We start from the raw sequence: 26,395 nt of genomic DNA, 5'->3' as shown, positions 1-26,395 counted from the left end.
CTTGGCAAGCCCGGGCCAAGCTGGGACACTCCGCCGCATGAAGGGGATGTCAAGAGTGCTGGGGCTGCTAGTTGTCACGTTGTCGGCGGCGCCGGCCAGCGCCGGCACCTTGTACAAGTGCGTCAGCGGCGACGGGATCACCAGCTACCTGAGCAAGCGCCAGAGCGGGGCGACCTGCAGCGTCATCAGCAGCTACACCCCGGACCGGTCCGCGCGCCGCGCCGCGCCGTCCACGCTCCGGCCGACGCCGGGCGTGGTCGCCAGCCCGGCGCGCAGCAGCGCCACGATCGACAGTGGTGCGCCGGCCACGATCATCAGCCAGCCGGCCAGCCAACCGCCTCCTCGCGCTGCCGAGCTCGCCTCGGAGCTGAGGCCGCGCGCGCAGCCGGTGTCGGAGACGTCGATCGTGCAGCCGCCCGCTGCTGTCGCGGTCAATCCGCGCCGGGTGGTCAGCGGGCAGGTCTATTCGTACATGAAAGACGGTGTGCGCCATTACACCAGTGCGCGCCCGCGCCAGGTCGCCAGCATCCAGGGCCTGCGCACCATCCACTACAGCTTCATCGAAACCTGCTACGCCTGCGGAGCCAAGCCGGGCGTCAATTTCGGCGCAATCCGGCTCAATACCAACGCCTACCAGCAGGAAATCACTGCGGCCGCGCGCGAGTTCGGGGTTGAAGAGGCGATCGTGCGCGCGATCATCCATGCCGAGTCGGCCTACAACCCGCTGGCACTGAGTCGTGCCGGCGCGCAGGGGCTGATGCAGTTGATGCCCGGGACCGCACGCCGCTTCGGGGTCAGCGATGCCTATGATGCAACGCAAAATATTCGCGGTGGCGTGCAATATCTTTCGTGGTTGCTGAAGCGCTTCAACGGCGATCTCACGCTGGCTGCTGCCGGCTACAACGCCGGCGAGGGCGCGGTGGATCGCTACGGTGGCGTGCCGCCTTACAGCGAGACCCAGCGCTACGTGCAACGCGTCGGCCTGCTGGCCGGACGCTATCGTGGGCAGGCCACGGCAGCCAACTGAGCTGCGTGCCTTCGCACGCATGCGCTGCCCGCTTCGGCCTGCCTTGACTGCAACCAGTCGGGACGGATGTCTGGCGGCCACCACGTCGCGCAGGCAGCCTTCGCGGCTGCGCGATGCCGCAGCCCACGCGCAGCAGGTCTTCGACTGGTACAGGGTCGATGCCAGCACTGCGTCACAGCTGTCGGTCCTGTGCCAGGCTGGCACGTGATGCAATCGGCGCGCACCTGCATCCGGTGTTTGCACTGCGCCGGTCCGACTGCGTACATTGCGTTGTCTGTGTATTAAGCGTTCCGCTACACTGCGGTCGATTCATCGCGGCTGGACCCCCCGCCAGCCGTTGGCAGCCTCACGCTACCTAATCAAGATCGGAGAGCCGGATGGCCAACGATGGGGTTAACGCACCTGCGGATATCGGGCGTCGTCGGTTCTTGACCGCGACAACGGCCGTGGTCGGTGCGGTCGGAGCAGGATTTGTCGCAGTTCCGTTCGTGAAGTCGTGGAATCCCAGTGCACGCGCCAAGTTGGCCGGTGCCCCGGTGACTGCCGACATCAGCGCCTTGCAGGAGGGGCAACGGCTGGTTCTGGAATGGCGCGGTCAGCCGATCTGGATCGTCAAGCGCTCCAAGGCGATGCTCGACGCGCTGCCATCGCTGGATGACCGGCTCAAGGATCCCAAGTCCGAGAACAAGGACCAGCAGCCGGACTATGTACTGAAGAATCCCGAATACCGCTCGATCAAGTCCGACATCTCGGTGCTGGTCGGGCTGTGCACGCATCTGGGCTGCTCGCCGGAAATGGTCGCCGAAATCCGCCCCGAGCCCTACGACCCGCAATGGAAGGGCGGCTATTTCTGCCCCTGCCACAAGTCGCGTTTCGACATGTCCGGCCGCGTCTTCGATGGCGTGCCGGCACCGATCAATCTGCTGGTGCCCCCACACCACTACGTGGACGACAACACCCTGGTGATCGGCGTCGATCCCGATGGTGCCGGTACGTCGGCCAACAGCACGGGGGCTGCCTGATGAGCAATATCCTGGTCCGTACCGCCAACGGTGTGTTCGATTGGGTCAACGAACGCGCGCCCGGGCTGATGCCCATGTATCGCAAGCATGTCAGCGAGTACTACGCGCCGAAGAACTTCAACCTCTGGTACTACTTCGGCTCGCTGGCCATCGTGGTGCTGGTCAACCAGATCGTCACTGGCATCTTCCTGACGATGCACTACAAGACCAGCGCCGCCGATGCATTCGCCTCGATCGAATACATCATGCGCGACGTGGAGTGGGGCTGGCTGATCCGCTACATGCACAGCACCGGCGCCTCGCTGTTCTTCATCGTGGTGTATCTGCACATGTTCCGCGGGCTGATGTACGGCAGCTACCAAAAGCCGCGCGAGCTGGTGTGGATTCTCGGCATGCTGATCTATCTGGTGCTGATGGCCGAAGCCTTCATGGGCTACGTGCTGCCATGGGGACAGATGTCGTTCTGGGGCGCCAAGGTCATCATCTCGCTGTTCGGTGCCATCCCGGTGATCGGCAACGGGCTGACCGAATGGATCATGGGCGACTACCTGCCCGGCGATGCCACGCTCAACCGCTTCTTCGCGCTGCACGTGATCGCGCTGCCGCTGGTGCTGTTGCTGCTGATCGTGCTGCACATCGGCGCGCTGCATGAAGTGGGCTCCAACAATCCCGATGGCGTGGACATCAAGAAGGGGCCGAAGGGCAACCGCTGGGACGCGCACAAGCCGGCCGACGGCATCCCGTTCCACCCGTATTACACGGTCAAAGATCTGGTCGGGGTCGGCTTTCTGCTGTTGATCGCGGCCTTCATCATCTTCTTCGCGCCGGCGTTTGGCGGCCTGTTCCTGGAGCACGACAACTTCACCGAGGCCAATCGCCTGGTGACTCCCGAGCACATCAAGCCGGTCTGGTACTACACGCCGTATTACGCGATGTTGCGGGTTGTGCCGAACAAGCTCGGCGGCGTGCTGGTGATGTTCTCGGCGATCGCGATCCTGTTCCTGGTGCCGTGGCTGGATCGGGCCAAGGTGCGCTCGATCCGCTACCGTGGCTGGATCTCCAAGGTCGCGCTCGGCGTGCTGGTGGTGTGCTTCGTGTGGCTGGGCGTGATCGGCTCCGGCCCCGGCACCGACGCGCACGAAACCTATGTCGGGCGCGTGCTGACCTTCCTCTACTTCGCCTTCTTCATCACCATGCCGGTGTGGACGCGGCTGGACAAGACCAAGCCGGTGCCGGAGCGGGTGACCACCCATGACTAATTCCAACGTGAGGTCATGGACGTCGCGCCTGGTCGCCCTGCTGTGCGGGCTGTTCATTGGCGGCGGTGCGATCGCGGCCGAAGGCGGTGCGGTGCAGCAGGCCGGCAATGACCTGAGCGACCGTGCCTCGCTGCAGCGTGGCGCGCAGTTGTTCATGAACTACTGTTCCGGCTGCCACTCGCTGAAATACCTGCGCTATTCGCGCATGGCCAGCGATCTGGGCTTGAGCGAAGCAGAGGTCATGACCAACCTCAACTTCACCGGCGCCAAGATCGGCGAACACATCGAAGGCACCATGCCGCACGATGCGGCGGCCAAGTGGTTCGGCAAGGCGCCGCCGGACCTGACCCTGATCGCCCGCGTGCGCGGCACCGACTGGGTCTATACCTACCTCAAGTCGTTCTACCTGGATCAGACCCGCCCCCTGGGCTGGAACAACCAGTTGTTCCCGAATGCGTCCATGCCCAACCCGCTGTGGGAGCTGCAAGGCTTGCAACAGGCGCAGTTCGGCCCGCCCGACAAGGCGACCGGCGACAAGCCGGTGCAGGCGCTCAAGCTCGGCCAGCCCGGGCGACAGGCGCCGGTGGAGTTCGACCAGACCGTGCGCGACATCGCCAACTTCCTCGAGTACGCGGGCGAGCCGGCGGCGCTGAAACGGCAAAGCATGGGCGTGTGGGTGATCCTGTTCCTGGCCTTGCTCACCTTCATTGCCTACTTGCTCAAGAAGGAATACTGGAAGGACGTGCATTGATCGTGCGGTGAACCCGAAGCGGCCGCGCAATGCCGCGGCCGCCCAGGAATAGCAACCGATCGCCCGGTGCATGCAGGCGCTGCGCAGGGCAGGGGTGCGCATGCTATATGCCAGTTCCGGGCCTGGGCCGCGTCCGTCGGCGGTGGCGCAGTCGTTGAGCGGCATGGACGCCGTTCAAGAGCCTAGATCGACTCAAGAGCCTACATCGACGTACTTGCGACGTGTCCCGCGACGGCGGGCGGGCAAGGGCCCTGCAGCACACTCGCAACGTCGAGGGCGCGGCGCCTTCACCGCTTGCGGGACACGCCGTGAACCCGTCCCTTGCGGGACCGTGTGGCGGCATCCATGCCGCCACACGGTCCCGCAACCGGCAAGGACACCCACCAGACAGTTGGTCGGCGCTCATCCGAAAAGCCGTCTGTCGTGCGGTGTGCATCAGACGTGGAGCCGCTGCTCATGATCAAACGAGGCGCTTCCAGCACTGCTCTTCCCATGCACACCGGCCATCTCGACTGGTCCTTGCCCGCTCACCGTCGCGGGACCCTGAGCGGCATGGATGCCGCGCCGGAGCCTACATGGACGTACTTGCGGCGTGTCCCGCGATGGTGGGCGGGCAAGGGCCCGGCAGCAAACTCGCAGCGTCGAGGACGTACTTGCTCGCAGCGTCGAGGACGTACTTGCGGCGTGTCCTGCGATGGTGGGCGGGCAAGGGCCCGGCAGCAAACTCGCAGCGTCGAGGACGTACTTGCGGCGTGTCTCGCGATGGTGGGCGTGCAAGGGCCTGCACAGAATCCGCAGATCCGCCGCGGACCCACCTGCCGATGACGCGTCATCGCCGGCCGCGCCCGACATTGATTGCCACAATATGGCCAGTTGGTGTTTTTGAGGCCCTATCACCCTTGGCTTTTGCGTGACGTGATTGCACACTCGAAGGACCGTGGTGACGGTCGGCGTTGGGCCGGCCGCGCCGATGCGGCCGGCGGATTCCGGTCGTCGGAGAGCCTTGAATGGCGACGAGTGTGCGTATGCGGAATACCTTGACTTTGTTTTCGTCCAACGACGACGTGTTGTGCCACCGGGTCCGTCTGGTCCTGGCGGCGAAAGGGGTGACCTACGACCTGGTGCCGGTCGACCCGCAAAATCCCCCGGAAGATCTGATCGATCTCAATCCCTATCATTCGGTCCCGACCCTGGTCGAACGCGACCTGGTGCTGTACGCCGCATCGGTGGTCAGCGAATACCTGGACGAGCGCTACCCGCATCCGCCGTTGATGCCGGTCGACCCGCTCTCGCGCGCGCGCCTGCGTCTGGCGATGTTGCGGATCGAGCACGACTGGGTGCCGCAGGTGCAGGCCATCCAGCTCGGCAACAAGACCCAGGCCGAAGCCGGCCGCAAGCGCCTGAAGGAACTGCTCACCGCGTCGGTGCCGCTGTTCAAGGCCAGCAAGTTCTTCCTCAATCCGGAAATGAGTCTGGCCGATTGCGCAATGGCGCCGATCATCTGGCGACTGGACGCGTTGGAGATCGGGCTGCCCAAGGATGGCAAGGCGATCGAAGACTACGGCAACCGGATCTTCCGCAATCCCGGCTTCATCCGCAGCCTGACCGATCAGGAAAAGAAACTGCGCGACCTGCCAGGCTGATGCGACGGCTGTATGCCAACAGACCGACGCCGCATCGCGCAGCCGCCGCTGCGGGCCGTGTGCGGGTAAAATGATGCCATGAGCGAAGATTTCCCCCGCATGACCAGCCATCGCCCGTACCTGTTGCGGGCCTTGGTCGAATGGATCAACGACAACGGCATGACGCCGCACGTCCTGGTGGATGCAGGACTGCCCGGCGTGCAGGTGCCTGCCAGTGCGGTCAAGGACGGCCGTGTGGTCCTGAACATCGCCGAGCGCGCCGTGGTCGGGCTGCAGGTCGACAACGAAAGCGTGCAATTCACCGCGCGCTTTGGCGGCGTCAGTTATCCGGTGATGGTGCCGATGGCCGCCGTCCTGGCGGTATATGCGCGCGAGACGGGGCAGGGCATGGCCTTGCCGGACGATATCCCTGGTACCAGCACCGAACCGCCGGATCCGGGTGCGTCGCCGCCGCCGGGCGCGCCCACGCCGGACGAGTCGCCGGCTGCCGGCAAGCGTCCGCATCTGCGCGTGGTCAAGTAACCGGCGACGGGCGCGCACCGCGCGCCCGTGCGGTGCCGCGGCAGGTACGCGTGGTGTGTGCGCCGCGGTCGAATGAGGGCACCGACAGATGCGGTTGCAGTCACTGCGGCGGCTTCTTGAATGCGCTGCAGGACGCTGGTCTTCGGTCGCCGCCTGCAGGCCAGGCGCCTGCATGCGTCCACAGCGACCAGATCGCGGTCAGTTCAGGCGCTGATGATCCGGGCTCAGCGGTGTCACCGTGGCCACTTGCGGTCCGGTAAAGGCGATCAGCTGATCGCCGCGCAGCACCAGGCGGCCGCTATGCCGGTCGATGCCATCGTGCGAATACTCGAACCGGAACGTCCGCTCGAAGCCCAGCCAGCCATTGGGCTTGCGGCAGATGCGCAGGTTGGTGGAATGCACGCTCTGGTCCAGCCATTGCACGTCGGCGGCACGGCAGGCGTTGCGGCCGAGGATGTCGGCACGTTCGGCTGCGGCACGCGAGGAGTTCCAGAACGCGTACAGCGCGGCGCCGGCAATCATGAAGAGAATCAAGCTGGGCATGGGCGTCAATGTGCCATGGCACGCGCCCGGTCGACAATCGTCGCGCCGGGCCGCAGTGTTGCGTTGGCCGCCGGCGAGGTCGCGCGCCGGTCGTCCTCCGATTTCATGATGCATCGCCATTGCTGCGGCTGGCTTGTGTGGGGCGCAGCGCAACCCCATCCATTGAACTCACCCCCTTGAATCCACGCGCCGTCGGTCCTGGCTTGGCATCACGGCCTGCGGTATCGCCTATGCATCCTGTCCTGCAGCAGTTCCATCCTGTCGTGGCTGCGTGGTTCGCGCAGACTTTCGCCGCGCCCACGCCGGCGCAGATTGCCGCGTGGCCGGCGATCCAGGCCGGACGCCACACGCTGGTAGCCGCGCCCACCGGCTCGGGCAAGACATTGACGGCGTTCTTCGCGGCGATCGATGCATTGATCCGCGACGGCCTGGCCAACGGCGGCGCGCTGCCGGATGAAACCCGCGTGGTTTACGTTTCGCCGCTGAAGGCGCTGTCCAACGACATCCACCTTAATCTGGATGCGCCGTTGCAGGGCATCCGCACGGCCCTGGTCGCGAGCGGCCTGCCGGACGTGGCAGTGCGCACGGCGGTGCGTACCGGCGACACCCCGCAACGTGAGCGGGCGCAAGCACGCCGCACGCCGCCGCATATCCTGGTGACCACGCCGGAGTCCCTGTACGTGCTGTTGGGCTCGGCCTCCGGACGCCATGCGCTACGGCATGTGCGCACCGTCATCGTCGATGAAATCCACGCGGTGGCGGCGGACAAACGCGGCAGCCACCTGAGCCTGACCCTGGAGCGGCTGCAGCGGCTGGCCGAGCGCCCGATCACCCGCATTGGCTTATCGGCGACGCAGAAGCCGATCGAGACCGTGGCGCAGTTCCTGGTCGGGGCGGGTGATGCCGGCCAGCCGCCGCCTTGCGAGATCGTGGACATCGGCTACACCCGCAAGCGCGATCTGGCGCTGGCCCTGCCGCCGACGCCGCTGAGCGTGGTGATGTCCAACGATCAGTGGCTGCAGGTCTACGCCGATGTCGCCAGGCTTGCGGAGCAGCATCGCACCACGCTGGTGTTCGTCAATACCCGGCGCATGGCCGAGCGGGCTGCGCGCCATCTTGGCGATCTGCTCGGCAAGCAGCGCGTCGCCGCCCATCACGGCAGCTTGTCGCGCGAAACGCGTCTGCTGGCCGAGCAGCGGCTCAAGGCCGGCGACCTCACCGTGCTGGTGGCCACCGCATCGCTGGAACTGGGTCTGGATATCGGCGATGTGGACCTGGTCTGCCAGCTCGGTTCACCACGCTCGATCGCCACCTTCCTGCAGCGCGCCGGACGCTCCGGGCACAAGGTCGGCGGCACGCCCAAGGCGCGCCTGTTCCCGCAGACCCGCGACGAGCTGGTCGAATGCGCCGCGCTGCTGGACAGCGTGCGCCGCGGTGAGCTGGACGCCTTGCGCATGCCGCTGGCGCCGATCGACGTGCTTGCGCAACAGATCGTGGCCGAGGCCGCGTGCGAGGACTGGGACGAAGACGCGCTGTTCGCCTTGGTGCGTCGTGCCTGGCCGTTTGCGCAGCTGAGCCGTGCGAGCTTCGACGACGTGGTGCGCATGTTGTGCGACGGCTTCAGCACACGGCTTGGGCCGCGTGCGGGTTACCTGCATCGCGACGCGGTGCATCGGCGCCTGCATGCGCGGCGTGGCGCACGCATGACCGCGCTGACCTCCGGCGGCACCATTCCCGAAACCGGCGACTACAGCGTGGTGCTGGAGCCGCAGGCCGAAAAGATCGGCACGGTGAACGAGGATTTTGCGGTCGAAAGTCTTACCGGCGATGTGTTCCAGCTTGGCAATGCCAGCTACCGCATCCTGCGTGTGGATGCCGGGCGCGTGCGCGTGGAAGATGCCAAGGGCGCGCCACCGAATATCCCGTTCTGGCTGGGCGAGGCGCCCGGGCGCAGCGATGAATTGTCGGCGGCGGTGTCGCGCCTGCGCGGAGAGATTGCGGTGCGGCTGGAGAGCCCGCCACATCAGGCCGCCTGCGACTGGCTGCACGACGTCTTGGGTCTGTCGGTGGAAGCTGCACGCCAACTGGTCGACTATCTCGCCCATGCCTGCACGGCCCTGGGCGCGATGCCGACCCAGCAGTGTCTGGTGATGGAGCGCTTCTTCGATGCCAGTGGCGGCACCCAGCTGGTGATCCACTCGCCGTACGGCAGCCGCATCAACCGTGCCTGGGGACTGGCGTTGCGCAAGCGCTTCTGCCGCACCTTCAACTTCGAACTGCAGGCCGCCGCGACCGAGGATGCGATCGTGTTGTCGCTGTCCACCAGCCACAGTTTTGCGCTGGAGGAGGTGGCCCGCTACCTGCATTCGTCATCGGCCGAGCATGTGTTGATCCAGGCGCTGCTGGATGCACCGCTGTTCGGCGTGCGCTGGCGCTGGAATGCGACCAATGCGATGGCGCTGCCGCGCTTTGCCGGCGGCCACAAGGTCGCGCCGCAACTGCAACGGATGAAGTCGGAGGATCTGCTGGCGACCGTGTTCCCCGACCAGGTCGCCTGCGCGGAGAACCTGGTCGGCGAGCGCGAGGTGCCGGACCACCCGTTGGTGGCGCAGACACTGGAAGACTGCCTGCATCAGTCCATGGACAGCGAGGGCTGGTTGCAAGTGCTGCGCGGGCTGGAGTCGGGCGCGATCACGTTGGTGGCGCGCGATCTGGCGGCACCGTCGCCGCTGGCGGCCGAAGCCTTGAATGCGCGGCCGTATGCCTTCCTGGACGACGCACCGCTGGAGGAGCGCCGCACCCAGGCCGTGCAGAGCCGTCGCTATACGCCGCAGAGCAGTGACGACCTGGGGCAGCTCGATCCCGAGGCCATCGCCTCGGTGCGTGAACAGGCCTGGCCGCAGCCGCGCGATGCCGAAGAAATGCACGAGGCGTTGGTCGGGCTCGGTGTGCTTCCGGTCGATGAAGCCGGCGATGCGCAATGGCAGGCGTGGCTGGCTGCACTCGCCGGCGATGGGCGCGCCAGTTGTCTTGCCTTCGACGGGGTGCCCGCGTTGTGGATCAGTGCCGAGCGCATCGACTGGTTTGTGCCGCTGTATCCGCATGCCGTTGCCCAACCGCCGCTACAGGCGCCGGCAGATTGCCGCGTTGCCGACTGGCAGCGCGACTGGGCCGTGCGCGAGCTGCTGCGCGGGCGAATGTCTGCGGTCGGCCCGGCGCAGGTGCCGGCCCTGGCCGGCGCATTGCGCCTGCCCGAATCCGAGATCGTGCTTGCCCTGGCCGCGCTGCAGCGCGAGGGCTATGTCATGGCCGGCCACTTCAGCGCGCAGGCGCAGTCGGAAGAATGGTGCGAACGTCATCTGCTGGCGCGCATCCATCGCTATACCCTGGGGCGGTTACGCCGCGAGATCGAGCCGGTGGCGCAGCGCGATTACGCGCGGTTCCTGTTCGAGTGGCAGCACGTCGATGGCGCCAGCCGTGTGGCAGGGCCGGACGCACTGGCCGGCGTGGTCGGGCAGCTGGAAGGCTTCGAGGCCCCCGCAGTGCTGTGGGAGAGCGAGCTGCTGCCGGCACGCGTGCGCGACTACCAACCGGCCTGGCTGGACGAGCTGTGCACTGCCGGGCGCACCGTGTGGGCGCGGCTGCGGCCCGGCGGTGGCCGTGGCGGTGCCGCGCTGCGCAGCACGCCGATCGTGCTGCTGCCGCGCCGCGCGGCGCAACGCTGGAGCAGCCTGGCACGCGATGGCGACGACGCACCATTGGGTTCGCGCGCGCAACGGGTGGCGGAGGTCCTGCAGCAGCAAGGCGCCTTGTTCTTCGATGAGATTGCCGATGCGGCCCGGCTGATGAGCACCGAATTGGAAGATGCCCTGAGCGAACTGGTGATGCGCGGGCGTGCGCATTGCGACAGTTATGCCGGGCTGCGCGCGTTGCTGGTGCCGGCGTCCAAGCGGCCCTCGGCGCTGTCGCGCCACCGGCGCCGCGCCAGTGCCCTGGGCATTCGCGATGCCGGGCGCTGGGCGCCGGTGCGCGCGCTGCCGGAGTTGCCGCTGGCCGAAGCCGGCGAGCGTCATCAGGACATGCTCGAACATGTGGCGCACACCTTGTTGCGTCGCTACGGCGTGGTCTGTTGGCGGCTGCTGGAGCGCGAGGCGGCATGGTTGCCTCCGTGGCGCGAATTGCTGCGCATGTACCAACGCCTGGAAGCGCGTGGCGAAATCCGTGGCGGGCGTTTCATCGCCGGCCTGTCCGGCGAGCAGTTCGCGTTGCCCGATGCGATCGCCGCCCTGCGCCGCGTACGTGCGCAAGCCTTGCCGCAGCAGTGGGTGTGCGTGAGCGCGAGCGACCCGAGCAATCTGCTGGGCAGCCTCCTGCCGGGCGAGCGCGTCGCGCGCGTGCCCGGCAATCGGGTGGCCTATCTCGATGGCCTGCCGATGGCGGTATGGGCGGCCGATCGCTTCCAGCCGCTGCAGGACCTGAGCAACGAGCAGGCCGAGCAGGCCCTGCGCCTGCTGCAGCGTGGGCCTGGCGCTGCCGAGCAGACGCCGATGGAGCAGTGGCTGGCTCAGTCGCCCGGCAGCACCGCGCGCGCGCCTGTCGCCCGTGGCAGCGGACGCGACAGATAGCGGCTATCGGGCACCACCCAGCGCCATGGTGCATCCATCGCCTTGCGGATGCCGATGCGCGGCGTTGCCAGCGGCCCGGATGGCGGCGGCAGGCCATCGTCCTCGATCCACAGGCGTGCGCGCGCGTCGGTCAGGTCCAGCCCGTTGTCCGCGGCGTTCACGCCAAATGCCTGGGCCAGGCGACCGGGACCGGTGGTCAAGGTCTTGAGCGGGGCGGCGCTGCGCGCGGCCTGCATGGCGGCGATTGCGGCCAGCGGCTCGAGCGCGCGGATCAGCACCGCATGCCCGGGCGCACCACCGCACACCGCGTTGATCGCCCAATGCATGCCGTAGATGAAATACACATACAGATGCCCCGGTGCGCCGAACATCACCTGCGTGCGCGGGGTCATGCCGCGAAACGAATGCGCGGCCGGATCTTCGCTGCCGCAATACGCCTCGACCTCGGTGATGCGGCCGCGGCGCCCATCCGCGCTGACCAGCACCTTGTTGAGCAATCGCGGTGCGACCTGGCGGGCATCGTGCGCATAGAAGCTGCGTGGAAGTGGCTGTGGCGACATGCGCCAAGCCTAACCGTGCAGTCGTGATGTCGCTGCGGACTGTCCGGGCATCAATCCGGGGGTAGGAATTTTCTGAATGCCCGGCCCTGCGAGCGCGTGACCGGTCACAAAAGCGCATATCCGATGGCGTGAATACGCGGTTAAGCACCGTTTGTGTCTCAAGCGCGTTTTGGCGTCGCCGATAGCCATTAGCGATTGGTTAGACAAGCCGCATCGCAGCGAGCGGCATCCGCATCACGCCACCGGGCGACCCTGCACTGCAGGTCGCACATGCACCATCTCAAGAGAACTTCCCAATGTTAGGCAACTTCAGAATTGGAACCAGGCTGATCGTGGCGTTCCTGATCGTCTCGGCGATCGGTGCATGCATCGGCTGGGTGGGCTATTCCAACTCCGGTCGTATCAGCGACCTGTCGACCTCGCTGTACCAGCGCGAGCTGCTCGGCCTGTCGAACGTGAAGGAGGCCAATATCAACCTCATCTACGCCGGCCGCGCACGCGCCAACCTGTTGTTGGCCAGCAGCGCCGAAGAGCGTCAGTCGCATGTGCAGAACATCGACAAGTACACCGCCAAGGTGGTCGACTACATGACGCGCGCGCGGCCCAGTTTCCAGACCGAGGAAGGCAGGAACAAGCTGGCGCAATTCGACCGCGCCTGGCAGAAATATCTGGAAGAGCGCGGCCGCTTCATCGACGCCGCCAACCGCGAAGCCTTGCGCGACGCCAACCCGGAACTGGCCGAACTCTCGCGTGCGGTGCGTGCCAGCTCGGATGAAGTCGATAGCCTGATGACCGACCTGAGCGGGCTGCGCGAGCGCAGTGCCGCCTCGGCCAATGCCGAAGCCGGCAGCATCCACACGCGCAGCTCCCAGCTGCTGATCGCCATCATCTGCGGCGGCGTGCTGCTCGGCGCGATTCTCGGCGTGGTGATCAGCCGTAGCGTCACCGGCCCGATCCGCCGCGCGGTGACGGTGGCCAACGGGCTGTCCGAAGGCGACCTGACCATGCGCATCGACGTGCATGGCCGCGACGAGACCGCGCAGCTGCTCGAAGCGATGCGCACGATGGTGCAGAAGCTGTCGCAGGTGGTCGGCGAGGTCAACACCAGTGCCGAAACCCTGGCCAGCGCGTCGGAAGAAGTCAGTGCCACCGCGCAATCGTTGTCGCAGGCTGCCAGCGAACAGGCCGCCGGTGTCGAAGAGACCAGCGCCTCGCTGGAACAGATGACCGCATCGATCAGCCAGAACACCGAAAATGCCCGCATCACCGATGGCATGGCCACGCAGGCCGCCAAAGAAACCATCGAAGGCGGCGAAGCGGTGGTCGCCACCACCCAGGCGATGAAGCAGATCGCACAGAAGATCGGCATCATCGACGACATCGCGTACCAGACCAATCTGCTCGCGCTCAACGCGGCGATCGAGGCGGCGCGCGCCGGCGAGCATGGCAAGGGTTTTGCCGTGGTGGCCGCCGAGGTGCGCAAGCTGGCCGAACGCAGCCAGGTGGCCGCGCAGGAGATTGGCGAGGTGGCCAGTTCCAGCGTCGAACTGGCCGATCGTGCCGGCCGTCTGCTCGACACCATCGTGCCTAGCATCAAGCGCACCTCGGACCTGGTGCAGGAGATTTCCGCAGCGTCCGAGGAACAATCCTCCGGCGTCAGCCAGATCAATTCGGCGGTGGTGCAGCTGAGCCAGACCACCCAGCAGAACGCCAGTGCATCGGAAGAACTGGCCGCCACCGCCGAGGAAATGAGCGCGCAGGCCGAGCAGCTGCAGCAGAGCATGGCGTTCTTCCGCCTGGGCGGGCAGGGGCCTGCGAGCACCCCGCCCAAGCGCGGCAAGGTGGCGGCCGCAGGCCCGGCACGTGCGCCCGGAACGCGCGGCTGGCGCAGCACCGCGGCGCCTGCCTATGCGATGTCCGAGGGCCCGGACGAAGGCCAGTTCGCCCGCTTCTGAGAGACCGATCGATGACTGCACAGACCCCCGATGTGATGCCTGGCGACGCCGCTGCGGCAGCCCAGTACCTGACCTTCCAGCTGGATGGTGAAATCTTCGCCATCAGCATTGTTGGCATTCGCGAAATCATCCAGTACCGCGCGCCCACGCCGGTGCCGTCGATGCCGGCCTGCGTGCGCGGGGTGATCAATCTGCGCGGTGCGGTGGTACCGGTGGTGGACCTGCAGGCGCGGCTCGGGCGTGCCGACAGTGCGATCAGCAAACGCAGCTGCATCGTAATCCTGGCCACCGAACAGGCGCAGGGACCGCAGGTGATCGGGGTGCTGGTCGATGCGGTCAACGCGGTGATCGAACTGGCCGATCAGGACATCGAAGCGGCGCCGTCATTCGGCACGCATATCCGCCGCGACCTGCTGCGCGGCATGGGCAAGGTGGGCGAGCGCTTCGTGGTGCTGCTGGAGATGGACCAGGTGCTGCAGGTGGACGAAATTGCCGGCAACACCGATGCCTTGGCAGCCTGAGCCTGGCCAGGCGCAGCCCACCAACACGGCTGCGGACTCGCCGGGCGGCGGCCCGCCACGTGTGATCAGCCACTAAAGGAAGCGTTCCCGGGTGCGTACGCACCGCATCCGCAACCGCAACGACTGCAGCCGGACACCGGCATCGACCACGCCGCCCGAGGCTGCGTGGCCGGGGCGATCCGCGCACTGGTGACCGACCTCCTCAGACCTGGGTGTGGTCTGCCGCTCAGTCCTGCCGATGCCAGCCATCGAAGCGACGCACGCAGTTGCGTCCCTTGCCGATCGCGCCCTGCAGGGCGTGCCGTGCACGCGCCAGCAAGGCGTTGCTGTCGAGCGACGCACCGGCTGCCACCTCGACCAGGCCGGCGCTGATCGTCAGTGCACCGGCTGGCCAGCGCGCCGCTTCGATCGCCCTGCGCACGGCCTCGATCATCTCCATGGCCTCGGTCGCCGCTGTCTCCGGCACTGCGACACAGAACTGGTCGCGGCTCAACCGCGCCACCGTGGCGGTCTCCGGCAGCTGCGCTTCGATCATCCTGGCAGCCTGGACCAGCGTGGCGTCCGCTGCTGCCGTTCCAGCCTGCAGCTTCAGCCGCTTGAAGCCGTCCAGGTCGATCAGCGCCAGCGCAAGCGATGGCGACGCGGCCGTCTCCGATCCCTGTGCCAGCGTCTGCAGTGCCTGCTCCAGGCCGGCGCGATTCCACACGCCGGTGAGGTCATCGCGCAATGCGTCCAGCTCGACCAGCCTGGCCGCACGCTGCAACTCGATGGTGTTGACGACCTGCCTGGCCAGTGCCTGTAGTGCGTCGCGCTCGGCGACCGACAGGCGGCGGGGTGTGCGATCCAGCACGCACAGCGTGCCCAGCGCGATCCCGTCGGAGGTCAGCAGCGGGGCGCCGGCATAGAAGCGGATCTGCGGCTCGCCGGTGACCAGCGCGTTGCGCACGAAGCGCGCATCCAGCTGGGTGTCGCCCACTTCCATCACATGATCGGGTTCGAGGATGGCGTGGGCACAGAACGACAGCTCGCGCGGGGTTTCACTCGGCGCCATGCCCAGCTTCGACTTGAACCACTGGCGCTGCGTGTCGATCAGCGAAATCAGTGCCATCGGCGTACGGCAGACCGCCGCCGCGATCGAGGTGAATTCGTCGTAGACCGGCTCCGGAGCGGTGTCCAGAAGCTGGTAGTCCTGCAGTGCAGCCAGGCGTTCGTCTTCGTTGGCCGGTACCTGCGCCGCTACGGCGGCATCGCCTGGCAACAGCGTCGCGTGGAAGAGTTGCAGCGCGGACGCATCAGGAATCTGCATACGAAGACCACCGGAACAGGGCGCCGTCAGGCGAGGGAGGTGTGCGTGCGGCGAGGGCGTGTCGCAGCCCATCGCGCGCGCTGGTTGGCGTAGGCCTCATCCACCCCGGCGGATGACGGCTGTCGCCGATCTTGCCACATCGGGCAGGGCGGAGCAGCGCCAGCGAACCCGCGCTGAGGCGCTGCGAAACCGCCCTGCTCGGCAGGTCATTCGCCCTGGCCGGCGTTGCCCTTGGGGCGGCGGGTCTGTTCGTCATGGACCTGCAGGTCTTCCTGTCCGGGGCGCTGCTTGGCGGCCTCATCCTGTTTGCGATCCTGCTGGCTCTCCGAAACACCGTGCTGGTTGTCGGCGGCCTTGTCGGGCTGGCTCTGCTTGTTGTTCATGGCTTGCGTCCGGCGTGATGATGAGACGGACGTTAGCGCGCACGATGTGATCCCGGCGACATGGCCGTGACCGGCACCGGCACTGCACTGGCCGACGCGCTCCCGATGCACACGCCCGACACGAAAAGGCCCCGGAAACATGGCGTTTCCGAGGCCCTACGGTTGAAGCAATGGTGGAGCGGAAGGGGATCGAACCCTCGACCTTCGCGATGCGAACGCGACGCTCTCCCAGCTGAGCTACCGCCCCACGTGTCCTGATTCTACCCACATGTGGCGCGATTCGCCAAGCAGGCCGGCGGCGTGGATCGCCTCCCGAAGGCGCGATCCTGCGGCAATCACTCGCGGACGAGCGGGAACTTGAGGTCCGGATTCTTGGCCTTCCATTCCTTGTACGACACCGACCCTTCCCAGGCGGCGAAGGCCTTGGGCGTGCGGCCGCGACCGGACCAGGTCTCGCCGGTGTGCGGCAGTTCGTACTTCGGCTTGACTTCGCTGCGGCCGCTCTTGACCACGTCCTTGCGTGCAGCAGTGGTGCCCAGGTAAGCGGCAATATCGTTGCGCTGCTTGGTGTTGAAGTGGCCGGCAAACTGTTCCAGCAGCGAGACGATGGTGGCATGCGCAGAGGATGCCTCGCTGGCGCGCTCGGTCTTTTCCTGTTCTTCCAGCTTCTGCAGCTCGTCCAGCAGCTTGGCTTTGGCTTGTGCGATGGAATCCAGTTTGGAAGTGGTATTGCTCACAGAGGTATAGCCTCGGAATAAGTGGTGGAGACGTTGCCCGATGGACACGCGTCATTATGGCATGTGGCCCGGGGGCGGCCGTTGTGCGCGCCTGCAGAAGTGACCAGGCCTTTCACAGGGCCTGTTCGCGCGTTCGCGGTGTCTGGCGAGGCCGCCGAAGATGCTTGCGCACACGGCGACCCCGGCCGTAACGATACAGCAGCAGGCCAGGCGAGATGACACATCCGTGCAGTCCTTGGCCAGACACTGACCGCTTCGTGACCAGAACATGTCCTGATGGACTGCGCCAGCTTCGATGGCGCGAGCTCCATCTCAGATGCGGCGATCGACGGGGATGCTGCTGGCGTGTGTGGTCTGATCCACAGGCTGCGCTGTGGAAGTGAAGCTGGCTGAAAACCGCCTGCGCTTTGCCCGCCTCGCGGCGGGCGCATGGAGGCGTGATCTCAGGACCGCTGCACCACGTCACTGCGTCGCAGTGTCTTCCAGCAGTGGCGTCAGCTGCGCTTCCAGGGCATGGCGGCGCCATTGTCCCAACGGTGCAGGCCAGCTGCGTTGCTCGATCAGGGTTTCCAGATGCCGGCGCGAGGCCAGGATGCCGTCGGGCAATCCCAGCTCGCGGCTGCGCTGGGCCACCGCATCCTGCAGGCGCTTGAGCACGGCCTTGTTGCCGTCGGTGGCAGCCTGCGCCAGCGGCGCGTGCTCCTCGTCGGGCAGCGGCGTGTTCAGCGCTTCCCATACGGCGGCGGCGAGCTTGCGCGGCGCCTTGGGGAACTTGTCGAACTGACGCAGCAGGGCGTCCAGATCAGCCGGCGGAAACCGTGCCAGCTGGCTAGCCAGTTCGTTGTCCAGGATCCAGCTGCGCGGGCGATCGCTCTGGCGCGCCTGCAGGTCGCGCCAGCGCAGCAGGCGCAACAGGCGACGTTGCGCCGCCGGTTCCAGGAACTGCGCGGTGCGCAGGCTCACGTGCGGCCAGCGCTCGCCGTCGTCGTGCTCCACCGTGGTGAGCAGGCGCTCGGCATCTTCGGCCAGCCAGCCCAGGCGATCCTGCTCGGTCAGGCGACGGGTGAGTTCGTCGTGGATGGCGAACAGGTAGCGCACATCGTCGGCGGCGTATTCCAGCTGCGCCGGCGACAGCGGGCGGCGCATCCAGTCCGAGCGCGTCTCGCCCTTGCTCAGCAAGGTGCCGGTCACTTCCTGCACCAGTTTCTGATAGCCCATGCCGCCACCCACACCCGCCAGCGCGGCGGCGATCTGGGTGTCGAACAACGGCCGCGGCAACACCCCGCACGCGCATTTGAAGGTGACCAGATCCTCGCTGGCGCTATGCATCACCTTGACGATGTCGGTGGCGGTCAACCACGCCTTGAGCGCCTCGTTCATGCCCGGGATCAGCGGGTCGATCAACAGGATCTCCTCGCCGATGGCCATCTGCACCAGCGCCAGTTGCGGCCAGTAGGTGCGTTCGCGAATGAATTCGGTATCCAGGCCAATGCGGGATGGACGCGACGCCTGCAGGCGTTCGGTCAGCTCGGAGGGGTGGGTGATCCAATGGGGCACGTGATTTCCGTCGACAGCGAGGGTTTGCGCAGAACGCGCAGAATAGCCTAACGTCGCGATCGCCTGTCGTGCGGCAGAGCACTGGAAGGAGCAGGTGGTGGGTGAGTGCGGTAACCGGATCGCAGCATGGGCCTTGCTCGCGCTAGGCGTGTGCGCCTGTTCGCGGACACCGACGCCGGCGCCTGCCGCGGCGCCCCCAGCTGCCGCCGCCGCGCCGTCGAGCCAGCCCAATGTGTCCATCGGTGGCGAGGAATCCGCCGAGACCGTGGCGCAATGGCAGCCACCGCCGGTGGACCTGGGCGACGAGACGCTGGCGCAGGCGCGCAAGCGCGCCGACCAGGCATTGCAGGATGACCGGCTGTATCGCAATGCGGACGACGCGATTCCGCTGTACCTGGCGATCCAGCAGCGCGCCGGCGGCAAGGACGCGGCCAGCCGGCGCGGGCTGGAACAGGCGCGGCGTCGCTTGATCGAGCTGGGCGAAGCGCTGATCGAGCAGACCGACCGCCAGGACAGTGCACTGGAACAGGCGCGTGAGCTGGCCATCGTGGCGCTGGCGCTCGCTCCGCAGGATCCGAAGGTGCGCACGCTGCAACGCGCGGTGGAAACCGCGCAGCGGGTGCTGAGCTTCAACCGTGCCGGCGAGGAGGATCTGCGCGGCGGCCGGCTGGGCGAGGACGGCAACGGGGCGCTGGTGAACTTTCGCGATGCGGCGCAGCTGGATCCGGACAACCCGCGCACGCGCCAGGGGCTGGCTGCGGTGGAAAGCGGCCTGCTGGCACGCGCCGAACAGGCTGCGGAGGCGAGCGACTTCATCGGCGCGCGCTACTGGTTGCAGATGGCCGGGCAGGTACGTGAGCGCGCCCCGACCATTGCCGACGCACGCGCGCGTATCGAGCGCATGCGCCGTGCCCAGATCGCCGCCTTGCACGACGCCGGCCTGCACGATCTGACCTCCCCGCGCGGCCTCAAGGCGGCCGGCGAAACGCTGGCCGAAGTGCTGCGCATCGCTGATCCAGGCGATGCGGTGGCCGGCGATCTGCGGCGGCGGCTGGAATTGGCCACCCATTACGGCAGCTTCCGCCCCGGGCAGGTGTTCACCGACGGGCTCAAGGTCGGTGGGCGTGGTCCGCAGATGATCGTGGTGCCGCATGGCGCGTTCCAGATGGGCGCAGGCGATGCCGAGCCCGGCGCTTCCGACAACGAGCGGCCGTCGCATTACGTGCGTTTCGCGCGCGGCTTTGCGTTGTCGATCACCGAAGTGACGGTCGCCGAGTTCCGCCAGTTCGTCGAGGCGACCGGCGCCCGCCCGCGCGCCACCCGGCGCGGGCATTCGGTGGTGTACGACGAGCGCAGCGGCAACTTCATCCGCCGCAGCGGGGTGGATTGGCAGTCCGACTACAACGGCGCGCAGGCCGCCCCCAACAGCCCGGTGATGCACGTCAGCATCCGCGACGCCGAAGCCTATGCGAGCTGGCTGTCGGAACAGACCGGCCGCCACTACCACGTGCCCAGCGAGGCCGAATTCGAATACGCGGTGCGCGCCGGCACCACCGGGCGCTATCCCTGGGGCAATGCCGGCTCGCCGCCGCTGGATGCGGGCAACTTCACCGGCGGCAACGATGTCTCGCGCAGCGGCCGGCACTGGAACAACGGCTTTGTCGGCTACGGCGATGGCTTCTGGGGCCCGGCGCCGGTCGGCAGCTTTCGCGCCAACGCCTGGGGGCTGCACGACATGGGCGGCAACCTGAGCGAGTGGGTGGCCGACTGCTGGCATGCCAGCTACCGGCGCGCGCCGGCCGACGGTGCGGCGTGGTTCAATCCCGGCTGCCGGCAGCGCATGATCCGCGGCGGCAGCTGGGCCAATTCGCCGCAGCAGACGCGTGCGGCCTGGCGGCAGTCGCAGGATTCGGACAGCACCAGCGCGCGGATCGGCTTTCGCCTGGCGCGCGGCATCTAGGGCGCAGTTGCATTGCCGATGCGCATGCGCGGGTTTCACCCGCATGGCCAGCGATCGCCGATCGCCATGTTGCGTGCCATACCCGCGTCTCGGGGCGCGACATCGACGACGACGTGCACGGTCTTCCGCGTCGCGGCGGCCACACACCGAGGTGAGCGCGCTGGCTTAACCGCAGCGAACACCAGCCGTGGTCGCGCTGGAACCGGTCACCCTGGCAGCGGTCCAAGCGCCAGCGCTTGCGAGGATTGCGGTGATGGGCTGGGGAATCAAACTGTTTCGTTGGGTCGTTGCACTACTGCTGATCGGCGGCAGCGGCTACGCCGTGGCGCGGCATCTGCAGGACGGAAATACCGCCGGGCATTACCGCTCGGTGGAGGTGCTGCGTCCGGAAGGCACGCCGAAGGCCATGGTGGTGCTGTTGCCCGACAGCGGCCATGCGCAGGACGGCCAGCGGCTTGCCGAGATGCTGAGCAACGACGGCGCGCTGGTCGCGGTGGTCGATACCGCCAACTATCGCGAACGCGTGCGCGCCCATCATGCGGCCTGCAGTTCCCTGGCCGACGATGCCGAACGCTTGGGCAAGAAGTTGCTGCGCGCCGAGCATGTCGACGCATTCCTGCCGCCGGTCCTGGTGGGGCAGGGCGATGGCGCGGTGCTGGCGCGGCAGGCGCTGGCCTCGGCCGCGCCCGACGTGCTGGGTGGCGCGGTTGTCGCCGATGGCGGCGCCAGCGCTGGCGGCCTGGCCTGCGCACGCGACATGCCCGATGCCAACCAGGGCTTCCTCGACGATCTAGTCGACGCTGCCAGCCCCGCGCAGATCGCTGCCGCCACCCGCGGCCATTTCCTCGCGGCCCAGGCGCACGGTGTGGGCGATCTGCCGCTGGTCGAACTGCATGCGCCCGGCAGCGACCGCATGGTGGTGATGCTGTCCGGCGACGGCGGCTGGCGCGAATTGGACAAGGGCATCGCCGCGCAATTGCAGCAGCAGGGGGTGTCAGTGGTGGGCTGGAACAGCCTGCGTTACTTCTGGGCCAGCCGTACGCCGCAGCAGGTCGGGGCGGACCTGGACCGGGTGATCGCAAGCTATCGGCAGCGCTGGCATATCCAGCACGTTGCCTTGGTTGGCTACTCGTTCGGTGCCGATGTGCTGCCGTTTGCCTATCCCGAGCTGTCGCCGCAGCAACGTGCGTCGGTGCAGTTTGTCAGCCTGCTGGGCCTTGCCCATCAAGCCGATTTCAAGGTGCGCGTCGGTGGCTGGCTGGGCTGGCACAACGATGCCGAACGTGATGTGGAACCGGCGATCCAGTCGCTGGACGCGCATCGCCTGCAATGCATCTACGGCGATCAGGAAAAGGACACGTTGTGCCCGGAGCTGCGCGCGCGTGGCGTGCAGGTGGTGGCGCGTCCGGGCGGGCATCATTTCGACCACGATCCGGTGGTGCTGGCCGGGCTGCTGCTGCAAGGTTGGCAGCAGGCGGCGCAGACGCCCGGTCACGGTTAGCGCGCGCGTGATGTCTTGCCGGGTGTCAGGCGTCGCCCGGCTCGACCCGCACCACGATGCTGCCATCGGCCAGCTGCGCACGCAGGCGCTCGCCGGCGCTGACCTCGGCGGCGCTGCGCACCACGCTGCCATCGGCGGGGCGGGTCACGATGGCGTAGCCACGCGCGACGGTGGCCAGCGGGCTGACCGCTTCCAGCGAGCGTGCCAGGCTGCGTAGCCGCAGCTGGTCGTGCTGCAGGCGCCGTTGCATCGCTGCCTGCGGATGCAGCGCACGCAGCCGTTGTTGCAGCGTGGCCAGGTCGCGTTGCGGGTTGTGCGCCTGCAGGCGCGCCTGCGACCGTTGCACCCGCGCCTGCAGGCGCTCCAGCACCTGGGTCAGGCGCGCGCGCAGCTGGCGTCCGGCATCCTGCTGGCGGCGTTGCAGCAGCTGCAGCCGCGCCTGCGGGCTGTGTGCACGCAGGCGCAGGGCGAGCCGGTCGGCGCGCTGCATCGCAGTGGCCAGCGCATGCTGCTGCAGCTGGGCCATGCGCGCATGCGCGCGACGCACGCGCGCAACCAGCTCGCGCTGATCGGGCACCAGCAGTTCGGCCGCCACCGACGGCGTGGGCGCACGCACATCGGCCACGAAATCGCTGAGGCTGAAGTCGGTCTCGTGCCCGACCGCCGACACCACCGGCGTGCGCGTGGCGGCAATCGTGCGGGCCAGGCGTTCGTCGTTGAAGGCCCACAGGTCTTCCAGCGAGCCACCACCACGGGTGATCAGAATGACGTCGTAGCGCCCGGACGCATCGGCGCGCTGCAACAGCGAGGTGATCTGCGCAGCGGCGCTGTCGCCCTGCACCAGCGAGGGCAACAGGTCCACTTCCAGCAACGGAAAGCGGCGCGCCAGGACGCTGAGCACGTCGCGTACCGCCGCGCCGCTGGGCGAGGTGATCACCGCCAGCCGCCGCACATGCGCCGGCAACGGCTGCTTGCGCTCGGCATCGAACAGGCCTTCGGCGGCCAGGCGCGCACGCAGTTCGTCGAAGGCGCGCCGCAGGGCGCCTTCGCCGGCCTCTTCCATGTGGTCGAGCACCAGCTGGTAGTCGCCGCGCGCTTCGTACAGCGTCAGGCGTCCGCGCGCGAGCACACGCAGGCCTTCGCGCGGCTGGAACTTCAGCCAGGTGCTCTTGGGCTTGAACATCGCGCAACGGATCTGCGCGCGCGCGTCCTTGAGCGTGAAGTACAGATGGCCCGAGGACGGGCGCGTGACGCTGCTCAGCTCTGCTTCAACCCACACCAGCGGGAAGCTGCCTTCCAGCAGGTCGCGCGCGAGCGTGTTGAGCTGGCTGGGGGTGAGGATCTGTTCGTTGCGGTCGGCCATCACCGCATTATCCCGCAGCGGCGATGCGCATGCGTGAGCGTATCCGGCGCAAACCTACAAACCGTGTTGCGCCAGCGCCCAGCCCACGTGTTCGCGTACCAGTTCCGAGTCGTCGTGGCGGCGCGCCTCCAGCGCCGCCAGCACCTCCGGCGTGCCGGGTGCATTGCCCAGGCCGACGGCGATGTTGCGCAACCACCGCTGATGGCCGCTGCGGCGGATCGGGCTGCCTTCGGTGCGGCGCAGGAATTCGTCTTCGTCCCAGGCGAACAGTTGCGGCAGCGTTGCCACATCCAGCTCGTTGCGGGCGCGGAAATCGGCTTCGTCGGTGCGCTGGGCGAACTTGTTCCAGGGGCAGACCAGCTGACAGTCGTCGCAACCGAAGATGCGGTTGCCGATCGGCTTGCGCATCTGCTCGGGAATCGCGCCCTCGTGCTCGATGGTGAGATAGGCGATGCAGCGGCGCGCATCCAGCCGGTAGGGGGCGATGATGGCCTGGGTCGGGCAGATGTCGATGCAGCGCGTGCAGGTGCCGCAATGCGCGGTGGCCGGGGTGTCGATGGGTAAGGGCAGATCGAGGTAGATCTCGCCCAGAAAGAACCACGACCCGCCCTTGCGATCGATCAGGCAGGTGTGTTTGCCGATCCAGCCCAGGCCCGCGTTACGCGCCAGTGCCCGCTCCAGCACCGGTGCCGAATCGACGAATACCCGATAGCCGAATGCGCCGACTTCGCCCTGGATGCGCTCGGCCAGTTTCTGCAGCCGGTTGCGCATCAGCTTGTGATAGTCGCGCCCCAGCGCGTACCGCGCCACGTAGGCGCGGCGGCCGTCGTGCAGGGTGTTCCAGGCTTCGCTGTCGTCCTTGCGGCCGTAATCCATGCCCACCGACAACACGCGCAGGGTGCCGGGCACCAGCTCCTGCGGGCGCGAGCGCTTGTCGCCGTGCTGGGCCATCCAGTGCATGGTCCCGTACAGGCCTTCTTCCAGCCAGCTGCGCAGATGTCCCTCGTCTTCGCCCAGCTCGATGCCGGTAATGCCGCAGCGCTGGAAGCCCGCCTCGCGCGCAAGCGCACGGATGCGCGCGGCAGCGTCGGTGGGGTCGGGACGGGCGAGGACGGCAGACATGGTGACAAGTATAGAATTCCCGGCATGTACGCACCGCTCGATCTTTACGACACCGCCGCCGCGCGCAGGCTGGACACGCAGGCCACCACGCTGCTCGGCGGCGACGGCTATACCTTGATGCAACGCGCCGGGCAGGCCGCCTGGCAGGTCCTGCTGGAACGCTGGCCACGGGCACGCCGCATCGTGGTGGTCTGTGGCACCGGCAACAACGGGGGCGATGGCTATGTGCTGGCACGCCTGGCGCAGCGGGCCGGGCGCCAGGTGCAGGTGGTGCATCTTCCCGGGCACGGCCCGGCCGCGCCGCTGGCGCAGCGCGCCTGCACCGACTATCTGGGCGTGGGTGGTGCGATCGACCTGTTTCCATCTCCGCTGGCGCAGGCCGATGTGATCGTCGATGCGCTGTTCGGCATCGGCCTCAACCGCGCGCCCGACAGCGAGACCGGCGCGTTGATCGATGCCATCAACGCCGCCGGCGTGCCGGTGTTTGCGCTGGATGTGCCCAGCGGCATCGATGCCGATCACGGCGTGGCCTTCGGTGCTGCGGTGCGCGCGGACGCCACCTTGCAGTTCATCGTGCCGCACGTGGGGCTCTACACCGGCGATGCGCTGGAGCATGCCGGCACGCGCGCAGTCGCGTCGCTGGACGTGCCGGATGCGGCATTCGACGGGCTGACGCCGGCCGCGCACAGCTGGGAGATCGACGCCCTGGCCGCGCAGTTGCGCCCGCGCCGACGCAATACGCACAAGGGCGAATCCGGGCGCGTGTTGTGTGTCGGCGGCAACCTCGGCAGCGGCGGGGCGATCATGCTGACCGCCGAAGCGGCCTTGCGCAGCGGCGCCGGGCTGGTGCAGGTCGCCACCCGCGCCGAGCATGTCGCGCCATTGCTGGCGCGCTGCCCGGAAGCCATGGTGCGCGCGCTGCAGGCCGGCGACGACATCGCCGCGCTGGCCGATGCGGCCGACGTGGTCGCACTGGGGCCAGGGCTGGGTCAGGACGCCTGGGCGCAGCCGTTGTGGCACGGCGTGTTGGCGTCTGACAGTGCCGTCGTCATCGATGCCGATGGCCTGAACCTGCTGGCCGCCAACCAGGTGCCGACGCGCGGCCCGCGCGTGCTGACACCGCATCCGGGCGAAGCCGGCCGTCTGCTGGGGATGTCGACCGGGCAGGTTCAGCACGATCGGCTGGCTGCCGCAGACGCCTTGGCCAAACGTTTCGATGCCGTGGTGGTGCTCAAGGGCGCCGGCAGCGTGATCGCCGCGCCGCACGCAGTGCCGCGCATCATCGACGCCGGTAATCCGGGCATGGCGGTCGGCGGCATGGGCGACCTGCTGACCGGCGTGATCGCAGCCTTGCTGGCGCAGGGTTGGTTGCCGTTCGATGCGGCAAGCCTGGGTGCCTTGCTGCATGCCTGCGCCGGCGATGCGGCTGCGCGCGCGGGCGAGCGCGGCCTGCTGCCGACCGATCTGCTGCCCGAACTGCGTCGCCTCGCCAATGCCGGAGCCATTGCATGAGCCAGCTCAGCGCACACCTGGTCGATGCGCAGGCCACCGAAACCCTGGGGCAGGCCCTGGCCGCGGTACGGCCCGCCCGCGCAATGGTGCAACTGCACGGCGATCTCGGCGCAGGCAAGTCCACACTGGCTCGTGCGCTGCTGCGCGCACTCGGCGTCACCGGCCCGATTCGCAGCCCCACTTACACCCTGGTCGAGCGTTATCCGCTCAGCACCGGCGACGAGGCCTGGCACCTGGATCTGTACCGCATCGGGCAGGCCGGGGAACTGGATTTTCTCGGGCTCGACGAGGGCAGCGCGAGCCTGTGGCTGGTCGAATGGCCCGAGCGCGGCGCGGGCGCGTTGCCGCCGGTGGACCTGGACGTGGAACTGGCGGTCGATGGCGAGGGCCGCAGCGTCACGCTGCTGGGCCGCAGCCAACCCGGGCGCGACTGGCTGACGCGGCTGTCAGGCCTGCCGCAGTTGCAGCGTCTTTTTGCCGGCTCACAACAACAATGAACGCCAGGTTGTGGATTATTAAGGGAAAT

General features: G+C 67.6%; 21 protein-coding genes and 1 tRNA gene. 13 read left to right on the top strand and 9 right to left on the bottom strand.

Going from position 1 to position 26,395, the window contains the following annotated elements; genetic code table 11:
- Positions 1-37 precede the first annotated feature (37 nt).
- The 6 genes from EO141_RS08030 to EO141_RS08000 all read left to right on the top strand — a co-directional run bounded on the left by EO141_RS08030 (position 38) and on the right by EO141_RS08000 (position 6,224).
- Positions 38-1,027 carry a lytic transglycosylase domain-containing protein gene (locus EO141_RS08030; protein WP_127168918.1) on the top strand — a complete coding sequence of 330 codons (990 nt, stop codon included), beginning with the start codon at positions 38-40 and terminating at the stop codon, positions 1,025-1,027.
- 377 nt (positions 1,028-1,404) lie between these two features.
- A complete protein-coding gene (gene petA / locus EO141_RS08025; RefSeq protein ID WP_026064126.1) occupies positions 1,405-2,049 on the top strand; it encodes a ubiquinol-cytochrome c reductase iron-sulfur subunit in 645 nt (214 codons plus the stop codon).
- The gene (locus tag EO141_RS08020; protein ID WP_104649060.1) at positions 2,049-3,308 is read left to right on the top strand and encodes a cytochrome bc complex cytochrome b subunit; all 1,260 of its coding nucleotides are present in this window, start codon (positions 2,049-2,051) and stop codon (positions 3,306-3,308) included. Before petA ends, EO141_RS08020 begins: the two co-directional genes overlap by 1 nt.
- Complete coding sequence (locus EO141_RS08015) at positions 3,301-4,059, top strand: cytochrome c1 (protein WP_164739117.1); 759 nt, start codon at positions 3,301-3,303, stop codon at positions 4,057-4,059. Before EO141_RS08020 ends, EO141_RS08015 begins: the two co-directional genes overlap by 8 nt.
- Before the next feature lie 1,007 nt (positions 4,060-5,066).
- Positions 5,067-5,702 carry a glutathione S-transferase N-terminal domain-containing protein gene (locus tag EO141_RS08005; protein WP_024939278.1) on the top strand — a complete coding sequence of 212 codons (636 nt, stop codon included), beginning with the start codon at positions 5,067-5,069 and terminating at the stop codon, positions 5,700-5,702.
- A 78-nt stretch (positions 5,703-5,780) separates the two neighbouring features.
- Positions 5,781-6,224, top strand: coding sequence for a ClpXP protease specificity-enhancing factor (locus tag EO141_RS08000; RefSeq protein ID WP_127168917.1), 444 nt, complete (start codon positions 5,781-5,783; stop codon positions 6,222-6,224).
- A 198-nt stretch (positions 6,225-6,422) separates the two neighbouring features.
- Here EO141_RS08000 and EO141_RS07995 read toward each other — a convergent pair whose 3' ends face one another.
- Positions 6,423-6,767 (bottom strand): DUF3301 domain-containing protein, encoded by a 345-nt coding sequence (locus EO141_RS07995; RefSeq protein ID WP_119128642.1) that lies wholly within the window; start codon positions 6,765-6,767, stop codon positions 6,423-6,425.
- Positions 6,768-6,997: 230 nt separating this feature from the next.
- Here EO141_RS07995 and EO141_RS07990 point away from each other — a divergent pair, with 230 nt between their 5' ends.
- Positions 6,998-11,392: a DEAD/DEAH box helicase gene (locus tag EO141_RS07990; RefSeq protein ID WP_127168916.1), complete on the top strand. Its 4,395-nt coding sequence runs from the start codon at positions 6,998-7,000 to the stop codon at positions 11,390-11,392.
- On the opposite strand, the gene EO141_RS07985 is transcribed toward EO141_RS07990, so the two are convergent.
- On the bottom strand, positions 11,332-11,952 hold the full coding sequence (locus tag EO141_RS07985) for a DNA-3-methyladenine glycosylase (RefSeq protein ID WP_115676869.1): 621 nt from the start codon (positions 11,950-11,952) through the stop codon (positions 11,332-11,334). The genes EO141_RS07990 and EO141_RS07985 overlap by 61 nt on opposite strands.
- A gap of 296 nt (positions 11,953-12,248) precedes the next feature.
- On the opposite strand from EO141_RS07985, the gene EO141_RS07980 reads away from it, so the two are divergent.
- Both EO141_RS07980 and EO141_RS07975 read left to right on the top strand, forming a co-directional pair.
- Positions 12,249-13,907: a methyl-accepting chemotaxis protein gene (locus EO141_RS07980; protein WP_104582168.1), complete on the top strand. Its 1,659-nt coding sequence runs from the start codon at positions 12,249-12,251 to the stop codon at positions 13,905-13,907.
- A gap of 11 nt (positions 13,908-13,918) precedes the next feature.
- The gene (locus tag EO141_RS07975; protein WP_104582169.1) at positions 13,919-14,428 is read left to right on the top strand and encodes a chemotaxis protein CheW; all 510 of its coding nucleotides are present in this window, start codon (positions 13,919-13,921) and stop codon (positions 14,426-14,428) included.
- Between the two features lie 226 nt (positions 14,429-14,654).
- On the opposite strand, the gene EO141_RS07970 is transcribed toward EO141_RS07975, so the two are convergent.
- The 5 genes from EO141_RS07970 to rnd form a co-directional block, all read right to left on the bottom strand.
- Entirely contained in the window at positions 14,655-15,734 is a 1,080-nt protein-coding gene (locus EO141_RS07970) for a sensor domain-containing diguanylate cyclase (protein WP_127168915.1), read from the bottom strand.
- A gap of 206 nt (positions 15,735-15,940) precedes the next feature.
- Positions 15,941-16,117 (bottom strand): hypothetical protein, encoded by a 177-nt coding sequence (locus EO141_RS21345; protein WP_164739116.1) that lies wholly within the window; start codon positions 16,115-16,117, stop codon positions 15,941-15,943.
- Between the two features lie 171 nt (positions 16,118-16,288).
- Positions 16,289-16,364: transfer RNA gene (locus EO141_RS07965), tRNA-Ala, on the bottom strand.
- An 88-nt stretch (positions 16,365-16,452) separates the two neighbouring features.
- A complete protein-coding gene (locus tag EO141_RS07960; RefSeq protein WP_104649055.1) occupies positions 16,453-16,854 on the bottom strand; it encodes an H-NS family nucleoid-associated regulatory protein in 402 nt (133 codons plus the stop codon).
- A gap of 462 nt (positions 16,855-17,316) precedes the next feature.
- Positions 17,317-18,411, bottom strand: a complete 1,095-nt coding sequence (gene rnd, locus EO141_RS07955) for a ribonuclease D (RefSeq protein ID WP_127168914.1) — start codon at positions 18,409-18,411, stop codon at positions 17,317-17,319.
- 97 nt (positions 18,412-18,508) lie between these two features.
- Between rnd and EO141_RS07945 the strand changes: the two genes are divergently transcribed.
- Together EO141_RS07945 and EO141_RS07940 are read left to right on the top strand one after the other, a co-directional pair.
- Positions 18,509-20,371: a formylglycine-generating enzyme family protein gene (locus EO141_RS07945; protein ID WP_104582240.1), complete on the top strand. Its 1,863-nt coding sequence runs from the start codon at positions 18,509-18,511 to the stop codon at positions 20,369-20,371.
- 253 nt (positions 20,372-20,624) lie between these two features.
- Entirely contained in the window at positions 20,625-21,872 is a 1,248-nt protein-coding gene (locus tag EO141_RS07940) for an AcvB/VirJ family lysyl-phosphatidylglycerol hydrolase (RefSeq protein WP_127168913.1), read from the top strand.
- Between the two features lie 25 nt (positions 21,873-21,897).
- On the opposite strand, the gene xseA is transcribed toward EO141_RS07940, so the two are convergent.
- Both xseA and queG read right to left on the bottom strand, forming a co-directional pair.
- The gene (xseA, locus tag EO141_RS07935) at positions 21,898-23,235 is read right to left on the bottom strand and encodes an exodeoxyribonuclease VII large subunit (protein WP_127168912.1); all 1,338 of its coding nucleotides are present in this window, start codon (positions 23,233-23,235) and stop codon (positions 21,898-21,900) included.
- Positions 23,236-23,289: 54 nt separating this feature from the next.
- On the bottom strand, positions 23,290-24,357 hold the full coding sequence (gene queG, locus EO141_RS07930; RefSeq protein WP_104649052.1) for a tRNA epoxyqueuosine(34) reductase QueG: 1,068 nt from the start codon (positions 24,355-24,357) through the stop codon (positions 23,290-23,292).
- Positions 24,358-24,381: 24 nt separating this feature from the next.
- Here queG and EO141_RS07925 point away from each other — a divergent pair, with 24 nt between their 5' ends.
- Both EO141_RS07925 and tsaE read left to right on the top strand, forming a co-directional pair.
- Positions 24,382-25,869, top strand: a complete 1,488-nt coding sequence (locus EO141_RS07925; RefSeq protein ID WP_127168911.1) for an NAD(P)H-hydrate dehydratase — start codon at positions 24,382-24,384, stop codon at positions 25,867-25,869.
- Positions 25,866-26,366, top strand: coding sequence for a tRNA (adenosine(37)-N6)-threonylcarbamoyltransferase complex ATPase subunit type 1 TsaE (gene tsaE / locus EO141_RS07920; RefSeq protein ID WP_127168910.1), 501 nt, complete (start codon positions 25,866-25,868; stop codon positions 26,364-26,366). The genes EO141_RS07925 and tsaE overlap by 4 nt, the downstream gene beginning before the upstream one ends.
- Positions 26,367-26,395: the final 29 nt, after the last annotated feature.

The organism is Xanthomonas sp. BRIP62415 (assembly GCF_003993515.1).
GTDB classification, from domain to species: Bacteria; Pseudomonadota; Gammaproteobacteria; order Xanthomonadales; family Xanthomonadaceae; genus Xanthomonas; species Xanthomonas euroxanthea.
The sequence above is the reverse complement of the archived record's forward strand: the minus strand, read 5'-3'. Positions and strand labels throughout refer to the sequence as shown.

Coding starts and splice junctions, on each gene's coding strand:
- EO141_RS08030 (WP_127168918.1), top strand. CDS start 38: ATGAAGGGGATGTCAAGAGTGCTGGGGCTGCTAGTTGTCACGTTGTCG.
- petA (WP_026064126.1), top strand. CDS start 1,405: ATGGCCAACGATGGGGTTAACGCACCTGCGGATATCGGGCGTCGTCGG.
- EO141_RS08020 (WP_104649060.1), top strand. CDS start 2,049: ATGAGCAATATCCTGGTCCGTACCGCCAACGGTGTGTTCGATTGGGTC.
- EO141_RS08015 (WP_164739117.1), top strand. CDS start 3,301: ATGACTAATTCCAACGTGAGGTCATGGACGTCGCGCCTGGTCGCCCTG.
- EO141_RS08005 (WP_024939278.1), top strand. CDS start 5,067: ATGGCGACGAGTGTGCGTATGCGGAATACCTTGACTTTGTTTTCGTCC.
- EO141_RS08000 (WP_127168917.1), top strand. CDS start 5,781: ATGAGCGAAGATTTCCCCCGCATGACCAGCCATCGCCCGTACCTGTTG.
- EO141_RS07995 (WP_119128642.1), bottom strand. CDS start 6,767: ATGCCCAGCTTGATTCTCTTCATGATTGCCGGCGCCGCGCTGTACGCG.
- EO141_RS07990 (WP_127168916.1), top strand. CDS start 6,998: ATGCATCCTGTCCTGCAGCAGTTCCATCCTGTCGTGGCTGCGTGGTTC.
- EO141_RS07985 (WP_115676869.1), bottom strand. CDS start 11,952: ATGTCGCCACAGCCACTTCCACGCAGCTTCTATGCGCACGATGCCCGC.
- EO141_RS07980 (WP_104582168.1), top strand. CDS start 12,249: ATGTTAGGCAACTTCAGAATTGGAACCAGGCTGATCGTGGCGTTCCTG.
- EO141_RS07975 (WP_104582169.1), top strand. CDS start 13,919: ATGACTGCACAGACCCCCGATGTGATGCCTGGCGACGCCGCTGCGGCA.
- EO141_RS07970 (WP_127168915.1), bottom strand. CDS start 15,734: ATGCAGATTCCTGATGCGTCCGCGCTGCAACTCTTCCACGCGACGCTG.
- EO141_RS21345 (WP_164739116.1), bottom strand. CDS start 16,117: ATGAACAACAAGCAGAGCCAGCCCGACAAGGCCGCCGACAACCAGCAC.
- EO141_RS07940 (WP_127168913.1), top strand. CDS start 20,625: ATGGGCTGGGGAATCAAACTGTTTCGTTGGGTCGTTGCACTACTGCTG.
- xseA (WP_127168912.1), bottom strand. CDS start 23,235: ATGGCCGACCGCAACGAACAGATCCTCACCCCCAGCCAGCTCAACACG.
- queG (WP_104649052.1), bottom strand. CDS start 24,357: ATGTCTGCCGTCCTCGCCCGTCCCGACCCCACCGACGCTGCCGCGCGC.
- EO141_RS07925 (WP_127168911.1), top strand. CDS start 24,382: ATGTACGCACCGCTCGATCTTTACGACACCGCCGCCGCGCGCAGGCTG.
- tsaE (WP_127168910.1), top strand. CDS start 25,866: ATGAGCCAGCTCAGCGCACACCTGGTCGATGCGCAGGCCACCGAAACC.